Source organism: Sphingopyxis sp., from assembly GCF_051861155.1.
In the GTDB taxonomy this organism is placed as follows: domain Bacteria; phylum Pseudomonadota; class Alphaproteobacteria; order Sphingomonadales; family Sphingomonadaceae; genus Sphingopyxis.
This window is the reverse complement of the sequence record NZ_JBHYDE010000011.1, coordinates 1-14,896: the sequence shown is the minus strand read 5'-3', so window position 1 is coordinate 14,896 and position 14,896 is coordinate 1. Positions and strand designations below refer to the sequence as shown.

Below are 14,896 nucleotides of genomic sequence, written 5' to 3'. Positions count from 1 at the left end.
GCTAGGTTCGCCGCTGCCTTGAGGGGGGCGCGTGATGACGATCGACGACGAAGATTTTGACCCGCCGCCGCCGCACCGGCCGCCGTTCCGGCGCAAGCGGGTGCTGATCCCGCTCGCCCTGCTCGTGGCGATCCTTGCGATCTTTCTCGCGCTGCGCACGTCCGATACCGATCGCAACGCGATGATCGCCAAATACGGCGGGCCGAACGCGGCGTTTGCGGCGGGGCCGGCGGGGCAGCGCATCCATTACCGCGATCAGGGCAAGCGCGACGGCGCTGCGATCATCCTGCTGCACGGGTCGAACAGCAGCCTGCACACTTGGGAACCGCTGGTGCAGCGACTGGGCGCCGACTACCGCGTCGTCACGCTCGACCTGCCCGGTCATGGGCTGACCGGCGGCACCCCCGACAAGGATTATGGCGCTGCCGGCATGGCGGCGGCGGTCGATGTCGTTGCGGCAAAGCTCGGGCTCGACCATTTCGTGCTGGGCGGCAATTCGATGGGCGGCTGGGTCGCGTGGCGTTACGCGCTGGCGCAGCCGGGTCGCATCGATGCGCTGCTGCTGCTCGACGCAAGCGGCATGCCGCTGCGCAAGGGCGAGAAGGCCCCCGAATCCAACGTTGGCTTTCGGATCCTGCAATATCCGTTCGGCCGCTGGCTCGCGACGCAGATCACCCCGCGCGCGCTGGTCGAACAGTCGCTGCGCGGCTCGGTCGAAAAGCAGGCGATCGTCGATGACGCGATGATCGATCGTTATTGGGAATTGCTGCGCTTTCCCGGCAACCGCGAGGCGACGGTGCTGCGCGCACGGCTGGACCGCGAACCGGCGATGGCGGCGCGTGTCGGCGAGATCAAGGCGCCGACGCTGATCCTGTTCGGCGACAAGGACCGGATCATCAATCCCAGCGCGGCGCAGACCTTCCACGAACGGATGGCGGGGTCCGAAGTCGTATTGCTCAAGAATATCGGCCATTTGCCGATGGAGGAAGACCCCGACGCGACCGCGGCGGCGATCGCCGACTTCCTTACGCGGCGGCTTGTTGCCCCGCCGCCGCCTGATCCAGAAACGCGCTGATCCGCGTCGCCATCGCGGCGGCGTGGGTGAAGGGGAAGAGGTGCGATCCCGGCACCACCTCCAGCACCGCGCCGTCGATCAGGCTGGCGAGCATCTGGCCATAGCAGGCGGGCATCACGCCATCCCGCTCGCCGATCAGCACCAGCGTCGGCAGCGCCTTCAGCCCCGGCAGATACGCCGCGCTGGTCCACCCCGCCATCGCCGCGGTCTGATACGCGATGCCGAGCGGGGTTGCGGTCTGGATTTTCAGCCCGCTCGCCTGCATGTCGTCGTCGAACAGCGCCGTCCAGCCGATGCCGGGCGCGCCCATCACCGGCGTCGTCGCCATCAGCACCAGGCGGCGGACGCGCCCCGGAAACTGGATCGCGATCTGCTGCGCCAGCGCGCCGCCCCAGCTGAACCCGGCAAGGTCGACGATCTTGTGGCCAAGCCGGTCGGCGATCTCCATCACCACCGCGGCGATCGTCGGCGCGCCATAGGGCAGCAGCGCATCGGGCGAGCCCCCGACCCCCGGCATGTCGAGCGTCCACACCTCGCGCCCGTGCATCTGCGCGAGCAGCGGCGCGGCGGCGGTCAGGTCGGCGCCGATGCCGTTCAGGAACAACAGCGGGGCGGCGGACGTGGAGGCGGTCTGGCCGGCGCGCCAGCGCGCCACGCGCAGCGTCAGACCATAGACATGCTCGGTGCTGATGGCCGGTCGGCCGCTGATCCTGCTCATACGCCGGGCCTTGGCATATCCGGGTGACGTCCGAAAGGCCGGAGGCGCCTAGTCCGCCTGTTTTGCTGCCGCCACCGCCTGTTCGTAGCGCAGGCAATCGAAAATCTTCGCGCCCGCCAGAAACACCGCGCCGCTGCACGCAGCGAACAAAAGCTGGCCGCCAATGCCCGGATATTCCTGAAGATAAGCGGCGCCGCGCGCCATGGCGCCCACCGCGAGGGCATAGATGATCAGGCACGCTTCAAAGCGGGTCTTGATGACGAACAGGCGTCCGATTTTTTTCAACATCGCAGTTTATCCAGCAAGAGCCGTGCCACTGGCGCAAATCAGGGATTCGGCGCGCCGGGATTATGGTAAACTGTAAGTTAATCCGACAGATGAGGGAAGGGTGAGGTGGGAGCTGCCGACCCCATTTTTTATCGTCCCGGACTTCATCCGGGATCACGAATGAGGGAAACACCCTCCCTGCGGCGCTATCAGAGCGGATAAACCACTCAGATCGCGAGCCGTTCGACCTCTGACAAGGCGGTCAGCTTGACCATCAAAATGAATTTTTCGACGGCCTCGTCGCTCGCCCCCTTTAGTGCCGCTTCGATCGCGGGGTCGCTGTGCAGCATATGGGTCAGCACGATTTCGAATTCCGCATTACCCGATCCTGTCTTGGCCAGATTCTGAACCTGGTCGCGCGGCCGGTTGCGCAGGACGGCGAGCGCGTTTGCGCTCCATGTCGGATGGCCGAGCTGGTTGGCCAGCGTGTCTGCGGCAAAGCGCATGGCGGCCGAGCCATTGGCGTGCAGCGCGCTGTCAATCGACCAGCGGTTTGGTCGCGCGCACTGATCAACGGCATCTTTCAAGGCTTCGATATCGGCGTCGGTGCGCGGGCGTTTCGCCACAATCGCCGCGCCGATCGAGGATCGGGCGGCGGGTGCCACGGCGTTGTAAACGCAGTCGCCGGGTGTCGCGGGTTGCATCGTCAGCAGCAGGGCAGGTATCAGGATCGACATGGCGGCAGGCGTATCGTGATCGTCCAGCTCGCACAAGAGCGCCTGCATTCGCTGCTGTCCGGCGACTTCAATGATCGACGCGACGCTTGGCGCGTCCGATGATCTGGCGATCCGGTACATCCCTCGCGGTGATGCGCGTGGCGCCTATGTCAAAATCAGCCGCAAGAGGATTCAGGCTACACGAGCTCGCTGAGCCCCATCGCCTCCAGCAACATCGCCCGCGCCTTGCGAACATCTGCGGCCAGCGCCGCCGACGCCAGATCGCCCGGTGCGATCGCTTCGGGCCAATGCTGTGCCACCACCGCGGCGATCCGGTCGAGCTTTGCGTCGTCGGCGATGAAGCGCGGATCGACCGTCGCCGGGTCGGCGACGACACGCAGCCGCAGGCACGCTGGGCCGCCGCCGTTCGCCATCGACTGGCGGACATTGACCGGCAGCAGGCGGCGGATCGGGCCGTTACCCGCGACATGCGCCTCCAGCCAGCTCCACACCGCGGGCGTCGACTGCGCCTCGGTCGGCAGCACCAGCCCCATGCCACCCTCGGGCAGGCTGACGAGCTGGGCGTTGAATAGATAGGATTTGATCGCGTCGGGCAGGGTCACCGCACTCGCCGGCACCTCGACGATCTCGACCGCGGGAAAGGCGGCGCGGATTTCGGCGTGCGCCGCTTCGCGATCCTCGAACGCGGTTTCGTGGGTGAACAGCACATGCTCGTTCGCCACCGCGACGACATCGTTGTGAAAGGCACCGCCCTGGATCGCGGTATCCGACTGGCGGATGAAGAGGGTGCGCTTCGGGTCAAGGTTGTGATGACGAGCGATCGCCCTTGAAGCGTCGAGATGCTGGCGCGCCGGAAAGCGGCCGCCGCCGACCCCATAGACGAAGATTTCGACGCCTTGCCCGTCATGCCCGCTGCACAGCCGCATATGGTTCGCCGCGCCCTCGTCGCCGAAGGGCGCGGGGATCGGGGCATGCACCGCAAACGCCGGGTCGGCGAAGGCGAGGCGCAGCTGCGCCAGGGTGCTGGGCCATTCGTGGCTTCGGTGCGGCATGGTGACAAGGTTGGCGACGGTCAGATGACATTTTCCGTCGGCGCTGTCGGGGGCTGGCGAGACCGTGGCGGCGTTCGCCGCCCACATCGACGAGGCCGACCACGCCTGCGCGCGCAGATGCCCCTCGGCATCGGCCAGCGTCGTGCCGAGCGCCGCGAGCCACGGCGCGTCGGGTCGGTCGAGCGGCATGAAAAAGCCCTGCGCCAGCCCGAGCGCCAGATTGTGGCGCATCTTGTCGATGCCCTGCAGCGCCGCCGCACGCGGCTGCGATACGTCGCCCGCGTTCGACGCGGACGCGATATTGCCGCGGCTGAGTCCTGCATAATTATGGCTGGGGCCGATGATCCCGTCGAAGTTGATTTCGGTGAGCATGATGTCCGTTGTTCCCTGTTTCAACCCCTCCCCTTCAGGGGAGGGGCAGCGAGACTTGCCAGCTTGCTGGCTAGTCGCAGCGGGGTGGGCCTGAACGGTGGCGCTATGCCGATGGCCCCACCCCAACCCCTCCCCTGAAGGGGAGGGGCTTGTCTCAGCGCCCGATCCAGCTGATCTCGTCGCCCGCCGTCACTCCAAGCAGCTTCGCGGCAGTGCCGTCGAGCGTCGATCCGTTACCGATCTTGCCGAAACAGCAACGGAAATCGGCGAGGTGGCCGGTCGCGACCAGCGCTTCGTCGCCTCCCACGTCGTCGGAGCCTGCGATCGCTGAAATCTCGACATGCTTGGCCCCCGCGATGCTCGCCACCTGATCGGTGCGCGCAGTCATCGTCGGGCCGCCGTCAAAGATGTCGACATAATTTTCGAACGCGAAATTCTCATTCTCCAGCATCCGCATCGCGGCGCGGCCGCTGGGGTGCGGGACGCCGATGACGCTGCGGGCATGCTCGCTCAGCATCGCGATATAGACCGGATGTTTGGGCATCAGATCGGCGATGAACTGGTTGCCGTTGACCGCGTTAAACTGGTCGGCTTCCTGAAAGCTCATGCCGAAAAATTTGCCCGCGACCCCGTCCCAGAACGGCGATCCGCCCGCCTCGTCGATCACCCCGCGCAGTTCGGCGAGGATGCGGTCGCCAAAGCGCGCGCGGTGGCGGGCGATGAACAGATAGCGCGAGCGCGCGAGCAGCAGCCCGAGCCCGCCGGCGCGCGCCGCGGGGTGCAGGAACAGCCCGCCGACCTCGCTCGACCCGTTGAGGTCATTGCTGAGCATCAGGATCTGCGCCTGAAAGGTCCGGCCGAGCTGCTCGCTATGCTTGCTGTCGGTGCCGATGCGATAGGAATAGAACGGCCAGCGCTGGCCGACCTGCCCAAACACCTGGCACGTCCCGCGCACTTCGCCGCTGTCGAGGTCTTCGAGCACGAGCAAGTATAGCTCGTCCGACGGATATTCCTTGTCGCTCGCGAACGAGGCTTCGGTGCGCTCCAGCTTCGCGCGCAGCGCCTTTTTGTCGGGGGGCAGGTTGGTGAAGCCGCCCCCAGTCAGTTTCGCCATCTCGTAAATGCTCTGCAAATCGCCCGGCTTGGCTGCCCGGATCACATAATTCACACTGTCCCCCGTTCCGCTATGCGTATCATGGTAAGCGCCGACAGCTGCGCGCGTTCGGCGAGGCTGTCGACGATCAGAAATTCATCCGCCGAATGGATCGCGCCGCCGCGCGGCCCCATCGTGTCGACGACCGGGATGCCGCAGGCGGCGATATTGTTGCCGTCGCAGACGCCGCCGGTGGCGTTCCAACGGATCGGCGGAAGGCCGAGCGCGGCGCCGCAATCGCGTACCAGTTCGAACAGGCGCGTCGCGGCGGGGTCGAGCGGTTTGGGCGGGCGGTTGAAATTGCCGTGGAGGTGGCAGTGGACGTCGTGGTCGCGCTGGATGTTGGCTAAGGTGTCACGTAGCGCGACTTCGGCGGCCACCATCGCTTCGGGGGTCGCGGGGCGCAGGTTGACGCGCAGGATCGCCTGGTCGGGGACGACATTGTTCGGGCCGCCGCCGTCGATTCTAGCCGGATTAACTTTTAATTCCAGTGATTTAAGTGCGTTCAGCCGCACCGCGAGATCGGCGGCGGCGACGAGGGCGTTGCGGCCTTCTTCGGGGTTGCGGCCGGCATGCGCCGCTCGGCCGTGTATGATGACGCTGAAGTTGCCGCTGCCCGGCCTTGCCCCCGCCAGCGTGCCGTCGGGCAGCGCGGGTTCGTAGGTCAAGGCGGCGGTTTTCCCGGCGGCCAGTTCGGCAATCAGCCGTGCCGAGGCGTGGCTGCCGGTTTCCTCGTCGCTGTTGATCATCACGTCATAACCGACACGCGCCGCGAGGGGCGAGGCTTCGAGCGCGGTCAGCGCGGCGAGGATCACCGAAATACCCGCCTTCATGTCGGCGGTGCCGGGGCCGTTGAGGACGCCGGGCTCCAGCCATGTGAGGTTCTGGAACGGATGATCGACGGCGAACACCGTGTCCATATGGCCGGTGAGCAGCAGTTGCACCGGCGCGTCGGGCCGCACCCGCAGGTGAAGATGGTCGCCGCGCTGGATGCTGCTCACCCGGCCCGCGGCATCGACGCTCTCGACCGGATCGGCGGCGACGAGGCGAAGCTCGCCCGGCAGCGTGGCAAACGCATCGGCGAGTAGTCCCGCGACATTTTTGAGGCCCGCGAGGTTGCCGGTGCCGCTGTTGATCGCGGCCCAGCGTTCGACCTGCGCCAGCATCGGCGCATCGGCGGCGCGTTCGAGCGTGGCGGTTTCGGAGGCCGTGAGCGAGGTCATCGCACGGCTATAGCGAGCGGCGCGGCGCTTGCCACCCCCGGGCGGGGCCGAATCATCGGCCGACCATGGCCCGCGGTTATGGCCCGGTGATCAGACCGCGAGGAGCAGCGTGTCGTCGCTTTGCGGCGGGGCGGCTTCGAACGAGGGCAGGGGTTCGAAGCTGGCGTCGATCAGCGCCGGGGCGACCAGCCCGTCGAGCTTGAAATGGCCGAGCCGCCGCTCGTCGTCGGATCGCCAGCTTTTGTCGAGGTTGAGCGCGCTGACGAACAGGTCGCCGCGGCGTTCGAACATCTGATGCGGCGCAAGCTTCATCTGCTGGCCGTTGTACTGCGCGGTCACCACGCGTTTGCGAGCGATCGCTTCCATCAGGGTCAGGCGGGTTTCGTTCATGATTCGGCCGGGTTGGGGAGGAGAGAGATTTCGTTGTGCATTGCACCATAATGCACATGCGAACGTTCCCGGCAAGTGGCGAAAGACAACTTAACAGGTGAAATCCTATGCGTGAAATCGCCGCCATTGCCATAACGGGCCAATCGCGGCATAGGGCGGCGGCCCTTTCCTCCCCGGGTCCACGGGCGCAGCCGCGCCGACCAGAGGGTGCTTAAATGACCGAATTTCTCGACCGTGCAGGGCTGTCCGTCGATTCGCGACTGGCGGAGTTTATCGAGGCGCGCGCGCTGCCGGGGACCGGGCTTGATGTCACGAAATTCTGGGCCGATTTCGCCGCGTTGCTCGGCAAATTTGCGCCCGAGAATGCGGCACTGCTGACCAAGCGCGAGGATTTGCAGGCGCAGATCGACGCCTGGCACGAAGCGCGGGCGGGGCAGGCGCATGATCCGCAGGCCTATCAGGCGTTCCTGCGCGAGATTGGTTACCTGGTCGCCGAACCCGCGCCGTTTGCGGTCGGCACCCAGAATGTCGATCCCGAAATCGCGACGATGGCAGGGCCGCAGCTGGTCGTGCCCGCGCTCAACGCGCGCTTCGCGCTCAACGCTGCCAACGCGCGCTGGGGCAGCCTGTACGATGCGCTCTACGGCACCGACGCGCTCGACGCGCCGCCCGCGAAGCCCGGTGGCTACGACGCCGACCGCGGGGCCGCGGTGATCGCGCGCGCCAAGGCGTTCCTCGACGAAGCGGTGCCGCTGGCGTCGGGAAGCTGGGCCGACTGGCAGGGCGGACAGCTGGCGCTGGCCGATCCGGCGCAATGGGCCGGCAGCAAGCCCGGTGGCATCCTGCTGCGCCATAACGGCCTGCACATCGAACTGGTAATCGATTCGGCGAGCGCGATCGGCAAGACCGATCCGGCAGGGCTCGCCGATGTCGTGCTCGAATCCGCGCTGACCACGATCATCGACCTGGAGGACAGCGTTGCCGCGGTCGATGGCGAGGACAAGACGCTCGGCTACACCAACTGGCTGGGCCTGATGCGCGGTGACCTGGTCGAAAGCTTTGCCAAGGGCGGACGGACGGTGACGCGTGCGATGGAGGCCGACCGCGAATGGACCTCGCCGGCGGGCGAGCCGTTCGTTCTGCACGGCCGCAGCGTGATGTTCGTCCGCAATGTCGGGCATCTGATGACGACGCCGATGATCCGGCTCCCCGGCGGCGCCGAAGCACCCGAGGGGCTGTGCGATGCGGTGATCACCAGCCTGTGTTCGCTCCACGACCTCAAAGGCCTCGGCGCCCTCACCAACAGCCGGGCGGGCAGCATCTATATCGTCAAGCCCAAGCAGCATGGGCCCGAGGAATGCGGGTTCACCGATCGGCTGTTCGATGCGGTCGAGGATATGCTCGGCCTGCCGCGCCACACGATGAAGGTCGGGGTGATGGACGAGGAGCGCCGCACCAGCGCCAATCTCGCCGCGTGCATCCATGCGGTGAAGGATCGCATCGTGTTCATCAACACCGGCTTCCTCGACCGCACCGGCGACGAAATCCACACCTCGATGCGCGCAGGCCCGATGATCCCCAAGGGCGAGATGAAGGCGAGCGACTGGATCGCCTCATACGAAGACCGCAACGTCCGCATCGGCCTGGCCTGCGGGCTGTCGGGCAAGGCGCAGATCGGCAAGGGCATGTGGGCGATGCCCGACCTGATGAAGGGGATGCTGGAAGCCAAGATCGGCCATCCCAAATCGGGGGCAAACACCGCCTGGGTGCCGTCGCCGACCGCCGCGACGCTGCACGCGCTGCATTATCATGCGGTCGATGTGTTCGCGCGGCAGCAGGAGATCGCGGGCGAGACGGTGCCGTCGCTCGACCGGTTGCTGAACATCCCCGTTGCCACCGGGCGCAACTGGAGCGAGGCCGAAATCACGCGCGAGCTCGATAATAATTGCCAGGGCATATTGGGCTATGTCGTGCGCTGGATCGATCAGGGGGTCGGCTGTTCGAAGGTGCCCGACATCGACGACGTCGGCCTGATGGAGGACCGCGCGACGCTGCGGATTGCGTCGCAGGCGCTGGCGAACTGGTTGTTGCATGGCGTGTGCTCGGCGGATCAGGTCGATGCGGCGCTGGCGCGGATGGCGGCCAAGGTCGATGCGCAGAACGCGGGCGATGCGCTGTATGAAAAACTGACCCCCGACGGCATCGCCTATCAGGCGGCGCGCGCGCTGATCTTTGACGGCGTAACGCAGCCGTCGGGTTATACCGAGCCGTTGCTGCACAAGTTCCGGCAGGCCAAGAAGGCGGTTTGAGGCGGTCGGCGGGTTTCGACCGAAAGTCGCTGTCGCCCCCGCGAAGGCGGGGGCCGTTGTCGGTTTACGCAGCAGCGAAGGAATAGGTGGCTAGCGGCCCCCGCCTTCGCGGGGGCGACGGTTACTGTCAATGTCCGCGTCTCACCCCAAACCGACAACCCATTGTAAGCATTGCGAGACGGGCCTAGTCCATAACGATCAATTCGATCCTTTGGGTGAGCAACTATCGTGGCGATCCGAACACCTCGAACCGGCCAATTGGCGGGGGCTGGCCCGCTAATCGGGCTGCGCGTTTGCGTTGCTGGTGTGGCGGTGCTCCTGATGGGTGCCGGCCTTGCCAACGCCGCATATGCGCAGGACAAGGTCAGCACCGTCATGGAAATTGGCGGCAGCAAGCTGGCGGTATCGCCGCAGGAGATGCGGGCGCTGTCGGCCCTGGGCAATCTGGCGCGCGGGGCGCAGTCGGGGCGGCAGGACCGGGCGCTGGCCGATGCGCGGCGCGTTGTGAACAGTCGCGATGCGCGCTTCGCCTTGGCGCTGTACGAGCTTGAGATCGGCAATCGGCGCGGCGATGACGCCATGCGCGCCGGGGCGCTCGACGTGCTGATCGCCAGCCCGTTGACGCGGCCCGAGCGGCTGGCCGGGCATTTGGCGGTGCGCGGGCAGATCGCCTATCGCGCGGGGGATTTCGATGTGGCGGGGCGTTTGTGGGGGCGGCTGGCCGAGCTGACGCCGACCGATCCCGACGCGCTTGCCAATCTGGCGCAGGTCCGGCTGGCGCAAAAGGATGCGCCGGGCGCGATGGACCTGCTGACGCGCGCGATTGCAGCACGGACGGCGTTGGGCCAGCCGGTTGCGGAAGGCTGGTATCGGCAACGGCTCAGCATTGCCCAACAGGGCCAGCTGGTAGCGCCGGGGGCCGATGCCGCGCGGGCGTTGATCGGTGCGTATCCGACGCGCGAAAACTGGCGCATCGCGCTGGTCGTGTATCGGCAGCTGGTTGCGGCGGAGGGAGCGCTGGAAATCGACCTGTTTCGGCTGACCCGGCATGCGGGGGTGCTGACGCAGGCGGCCGAATATCAACGGATGGCGCAGCTGCTCAACGAAGCGGGCGAGCCGCGCGAGGCGAAGGCGGTGCTGGGCGAAGGGGTGCAGCGCGGGCTGCTCGACGCCGCTGTCTCGCCGACGCGCGAGATTATTGCCGAGGTCGAGCGTGCGATTGCGCGGGTGCGGCCCGGCGCGGCGCGGGCCGAGCAGCCGAGCGCGGCGGGGATGCAGGTTCGGCTGGGCGTGGCGCGGCTGAACGCCGGGCAGCGCGGCGAAGCGGAGGCGGCGTTTCGGGCGGCGGCGGATGATCCGGCGGGCGGGCGTTACGCCGATCTGGGCTTTTTCTGGCTGGCGTGGCTGGGGCGGGGTTGAGGCAGACGTATCTTCTGCGCTCCGTAAGAAGGAGGGGAATGCCTCCCAATTACCGCCGCTTCCATACAATACGCCTTGCCCTGACCCGCTATAACGCGCCATCTTCGACGTGGGGCAAGCAGGGGGCAGGGCGATGACGGCACCATTTGGTTCGGGGCAACGCAAATTTTTGAAGGCGCTGACCGAGGCGCTGTTTTTCGAGGCCGAGATGGTGATCAGCGCCGATCAGGTCGTCGCCAATATCAGCGAATTGTTCGCCAAGGTCGGCGGCACCAAGCTCGACGAAATCCGCTTTTCGCTGACCGCGACCGAAGTCGTTCTGGGCGGGCCGTTCTTTACCGAGGATGACGTCGCGGGGCGCGCCGCAAAGCTGAAGGACCGGCTGCAGGACAGCCAGATCGACCTGTTTCAGGATATGGCGCGGCTGCGCGGCATTGTTTACGCCTGCTATTACGGGCATTGGCAGGCGGGGCTGGAGCCGGGCGATCAGGAGGCCAATGTCGCCAATCCGGTGCACCGCCAGATCGGGTTCAAGCTGCCCAAACACCGCGACCGCGGCGATTACGACGTGCCGATCGAACCGGTCGTCGGCCGCGAGATCGACGAGGCGCATATTCTGAACGCCGCGACGCTGGGCGACGAATATGATGTGGTGGTGATCGGGTCGGGCGCAGGCGGGGCGGTGGCGGCGCATAATATCGCGGCGCAGGGCTATAAGGTGCTGATCGTCGAGGCGGGGCCGTTTTTCCCGTCGCACAAGATCCACCACCACGAGCTGGAGATGATCGCGCAGCTGTACAAGCATGGCGCGCTCCAGACGTCGACCAACCGCGATTTCGTGGTGTTTCAGGGGCGCTGTGTCGGCGGTTCATCGACGATCAACAACGGCATCTGCCTGCGCGTCAACGAAGCGGGGCGCACGCACCCCGACGCGCAGGATGTGCTGGCGAAATGGGCGAGCATCGGCGCGCCGATCGACGCCGCCGCGTTTCACGCGAGTTACGACGCGGTGCAGGCGAAGCTGGGCATCGCGCGGATCGAGCCGCGCAGCGGGCGGCACAACGGGCCGCATTTGATCGAGGGGTGGCGCAGCTTTGCCGCCGCGTCGGGCAATCCGCGCGACGCGCGCGCGATCACCGACTGGTTCGCCAAGAATTTCGGGCCGCCGCATACGCCCAGCGCCTGTGCCTATTGCGGCTATTGCAATTCGGGCTGTCCCTATGGCCGCCGCATGGGGGTGGCACAGACATATTTGCCCGCCGCCTGCCGCGATCATGGTGCGCGCATCCTGCCGGGGACCAAGGCCGAACAGATCGTCTGGCAAACCGCCTATGACGGGCGGCGCGAGGCCGAGGCGGTGGTGCTGATCCTGCCCGGCGATGTGCGCGTGATGGTGCGCGCGCGCGTCGGGGTGGTCGTCGCGGGCGGCACGATCGCCTCGTCGAAGCTGCTCGACCGCAGCGACATCGACGGCACCGGCTATCAGGTGTCGCTCAACGTCGCCTCGCCGGTGGTGGCGCTGATGCCCGACGGGGTCGGCGGCAACGCGTGGGACGAGGACCAGATGTCGAGCTATGTCGACGTCGGCGATTATCTGCTCGAAAGCCATTTTCAGCCGCCGATGTCGATGGCGTCGCTGATGCCCGGCTGGTTCGCCGACCATGCCGACCGGATGAAGAATTTCGGGCGCGTCCATTCGGCAGGCATCCTGTTCCCTGCCGACCGGCGCGGGCGGGTGACGGGCGACAAACTGCAGTTCAGCCTTGATCCCGTCGACGATCTGCCGGTGCTGCGCGATGCGATGGCGACGCTGACCAAGGTGCATTTCGCCGCCGGGGCGATCGAATGCTATCCGGCGCTGGCCAAGGGGCAAAAGGTGACCCCCGACATGGACGTCGATGCCTTTTTCCGCGATGCGATCCGCGAACAGGATGACGTGACGCTGTCGAGCAGCCACCCGCATGGCGGCAACGCGATCAACGAAGACCCTTCGCACGGTATCGTCGACCTTGATTGCCGCGTGCACGGGACGACCAATGTGCTGGTCACCGACGCGAGCGTGTTTCCAAGTTGCATTCGCGTGAACGCGCAATGGACCACGATGGCGATGGCGCATTATGCGACCGGGCGGGGAGATCCGTTTGGGTAGAAGGGGAGAATCGGCTCGTTCCCGTTCGTGTCGAGCGAAGTCGAGACACGTTAACGCTGGCTCGGCGTGTCTCGACTTCGCTCGACACGAACGGCTAAGGGGCGTTGATCATGACCTTCACCGTTGCCGCCCTTTACCGCTTTGCGCCGTTCGACGATCCCGCCGCGCTGCGCCAGCCGCTGATCGACTTGTGCGCCGCGCTGGGGGTGAAGGGGACGTTGCTCCTGGCCCGCGAAGGGGTCAACGGCACGATGGCAGGGAGCGAGGCCGGGATTGCCGCGGTGCTGGACCATATCCGCGCGCTGCCCGGCTGCGCCGAACTCGACGTCAAATATTCGACCGCCGCCGACATGCCGTTCCAGCGGCTGAAGGTTCGGTTGAAGAAGGAAATCGTGACGCTGAAGGTCGCGGGGCTCGACCCGGCGCGCGATGCGGCGCCCTATGTCGATCCCGCCGACTGGAACACGCTGGTCGATGATCCGGACACCGTGCTGATCGACACGCGCAACGGGTTCGAGGTCGGTTACGGGAGTTTCGACGGCGCGGTCGATCCTGCGACGAAAAGCTTTGGCGAGTTCCCCGACTGGTGGCGCGCCAATGCCGCACGCTTTACAGGCAAGCGCGTCGCGATGTTCTGTACCGGCGGCATCCGCTGCGAAAAATCGACCGCGTTCCTGCGCCACGAAGGCGTCGAGAATGTCGTGCATCTGAAGGGCGGCATATTGGCGTATCTGGAGCAGGTTCCGGCGGCCGAGAGCCGCTGGCACGGCAGCTGCTTCGTCTTCGATGAGCGGGTGAGCGTCGGGCACGGGCTGGTCGAGGTGGGGGAGAAGGAATGACGTTCCCCGGCGAAAGCCGGGGCCCAGAGCGTCCGCACGCAATCCTTGCTTGCTAACGCCCTAGGCCCCGGCTTTCGCCGGGGAACGGCTGGCGTCACCCCACCGTCAGCGTGTAGGTCACCCGATAATCGCTGGCATCACCGTCGAGCGTCCGGGTGAACGTCCCCGGCGTCTCGCCCAGGTCGATCGTGCCGATATTGTCGCTGCCACCGATGTCGTCGAACTCGCGCAGCTGGAGGCTGACCGGCTGATCGAATTCAAAGCTTTGCGGCACCACCCAGCTTTCGCCCTTCTTGATCGAATAAATCTCGCTTTTGCCTTCGGGGAAGCGTTGGCCGGTGTTGAAGCGCAGGAACAATTGGTCGGGCAGGCCAAGGCCGAGGCGGCCGGTCAGCTTGATGCAGTCGATGCGGACGCTGGTCAGGGTGAATTTGCGCGCCGCGGGGCGGGCAGCGGGGGCCGGGTCTTTCATTGCGACCATCGTCACCGGCGCGGCAGGCGCGGGCGCGGCGCTCGCGCCCGGCTTCTTGAGCAGCCGGTTGATATTGTCGCCCGCTTGGCCGGCATATTTGCCCGCGGGAAATTCGGCGAGATAGGCGCTGAAGCCGCGGACGCTGTTTTCGGCCATTGCGCCTTTCCACAGCAGTTCCTCCAGCCCGCTGCGGTCGCCCGCAGCCTTGGGCGCTGTCGGAGCGGCGCGGGGGACGAGATAGACCGGGGTGCCGGTGATGCTGGCGCTGACGAACGGCCGCTGGCTGCCGCCGGTCGCCGCGAGCACATCGTCGCGGATCAGCCCGCCGAGCAGCTGCACCGGCACGTCGGGCTGCGGCAAGCGTTTGGCGAGCGAGGTCGCGAAGGGCGAATTGCCCGTCGTGCCGTCAGCGGCGGTTTGCCCCGGCGCGGCGGCGAAGATGACGAGCACATCGTCGGCCTCGACCCCCGCCAGCCCATTGACCACCGCGCGCGTTCCCGAGCGCCACGAGCGGCCGAAGGGGTTGTTGCGGCACGAATCGAGCACGACCATGCGAATCTGCGCCCCCGACACCGATTCCATCAGCCGGTCGAGGTTGATCGCCTCATAAGGCAGGTCGAGGTCCGATTTGAGCTGCGCGTCGGTCGGGATCAGCCAGTTCTTGCCCTGCGCCTCGATCCCGTGCCCCGCGAAATAGACCATCGCGACCTCGGCCCCGTCG

The 14,896-nt window shown here is 66.5% G+C and carries 13 protein-coding genes; 5 read left to right on the top strand and 8 right to left on the bottom strand.

Going from position 1 to position 14,896, the window contains the following annotated elements:
• Positions 1 to 34: 34 nt before the first annotated feature.
• Positions 35 to 1,075 (top strand): alpha/beta fold hydrolase, encoded by a 1,041-nt coding sequence (locus ACTIFP_RS16745; protein WP_439569829.1) that lies wholly within the window; start codon positions 35 to 37, stop codon positions 1,073 to 1,075.
• Here the strand turns inward: ACTIFP_RS16745 and ACTIFP_RS16740 are convergent.
• From ACTIFP_RS16740 to ACTIFP_RS16710, 7 genes are all read right to left on the bottom strand, one after another.
• Complete coding sequence (locus tag ACTIFP_RS16740; RefSeq protein WP_439569828.1) at positions 1,026 to 1,793, bottom strand: alpha/beta fold hydrolase; 768 nt, start codon at positions 1,791 to 1,793, stop codon at positions 1,026 to 1,028. The two genes, ACTIFP_RS16745 and ACTIFP_RS16740, sit on opposite strands and share 50 nt — an antisense overlap.
• A 48-nt stretch (positions 1,794 to 1,841) precedes the next feature.
• Positions 1,842 to 2,081, bottom strand: a complete 240-nt coding sequence (locus ACTIFP_RS16735; RefSeq protein ID WP_439569827.1) for a hypothetical protein — start codon at positions 2,079 to 2,081, stop codon at positions 1,842 to 1,844.
• Between the two features lie 206 nt (positions 2,082 to 2,287).
• Entirely contained in the window at positions 2,288 to 2,845 is a 558-nt protein-coding gene (locus ACTIFP_RS16730) for a hypothetical protein (protein WP_439569826.1), read from the bottom strand.
• Positions 2,846 to 2,973: 128 nt separating this feature from the next.
• Positions 2,974 to 4,224, bottom strand: coding sequence for an N-succinylarginine dihydrolase (locus tag ACTIFP_RS16725; RefSeq protein WP_439569869.1), 1,251 nt, complete (start codon positions 4,222 to 4,224; stop codon positions 2,974 to 2,976).
• A 151-nt stretch (positions 4,225 to 4,375) separates the two neighbouring features.
• Positions 4,376 to 5,389, bottom strand: coding sequence for an arginine N-succinyltransferase (locus ACTIFP_RS16720; RefSeq protein ID WP_439569825.1), 1,014 nt, complete (start codon positions 5,387 to 5,389; stop codon positions 4,376 to 4,378).
• Positions 5,386 to 6,597 (bottom strand): hydrolase, encoded by a 1,212-nt coding sequence (locus tag ACTIFP_RS16715; protein WP_439569824.1) that lies wholly within the window; start codon positions 6,595 to 6,597, stop codon positions 5,386 to 5,388. The genes ACTIFP_RS16720 and ACTIFP_RS16715 overlap by 4 nt, the downstream gene beginning before the upstream one ends.
• Before the next feature lie 90 nt (positions 6,598 to 6,687).
• Positions 6,688 to 6,987, bottom strand: a complete 300-nt coding sequence (locus ACTIFP_RS16710) for a hypothetical protein (protein WP_439569823.1) — start codon at positions 6,985 to 6,987, stop codon at positions 6,688 to 6,690.
• 215 nt (positions 6,988 to 7,202) lie between these two features.
• Here ACTIFP_RS16710 and ACTIFP_RS16705 point away from each other — a divergent pair, with 215 nt between their 5' ends.
• The 4 genes from ACTIFP_RS16705 to trhO all read left to right on the top strand — a co-directional run bounded on the left by ACTIFP_RS16705 (position 7,203) and on the right by trhO (position 13,703).
• On the top strand, positions 7,203 to 9,296 hold the full coding sequence (locus ACTIFP_RS16705) for a malate synthase G (protein ID WP_439569822.1): 2,094 nt from the start codon (positions 7,203 to 7,205) through the stop codon (positions 9,294 to 9,296).
• 321 nt (positions 9,297 to 9,617) lie between these two features.
• Positions 9,618 to 10,715: a hypothetical protein gene (locus tag ACTIFP_RS16700; RefSeq protein WP_439569821.1), complete on the top strand. Its 1,098-nt coding sequence runs from the start codon at positions 9,618 to 9,620 to the stop codon at positions 10,713 to 10,715.
• 133 nt (positions 10,716 to 10,848) lie between these two features.
• Positions 10,849 to 12,864: a GMC family oxidoreductase N-terminal domain-containing protein gene (locus tag ACTIFP_RS16695; protein WP_439569820.1), complete on the top strand. Its 2,016-nt coding sequence runs from the start codon at positions 10,849 to 10,851 to the stop codon at positions 12,862 to 12,864.
• Positions 12,865 to 12,974: 110 nt separating this feature from the next.
• A complete protein-coding gene (gene trhO / locus ACTIFP_RS16690; RefSeq protein WP_439569819.1) occupies positions 12,975 to 13,703 on the top strand; it encodes an oxygen-dependent tRNA uridine(34) hydroxylase TrhO in 729 nt (242 codons plus the stop codon).
• Between the two features lie 94 nt (positions 13,704 to 13,797).
• Here trhO and ACTIFP_RS16685 read toward each other — a convergent pair.
• A partial coding sequence (locus tag ACTIFP_RS16685) for a caspase family protein (protein WP_439569818.1) occupies positions 13,798 to 14,896 on the bottom strand: 1,099 nt, incomplete at its 5' end.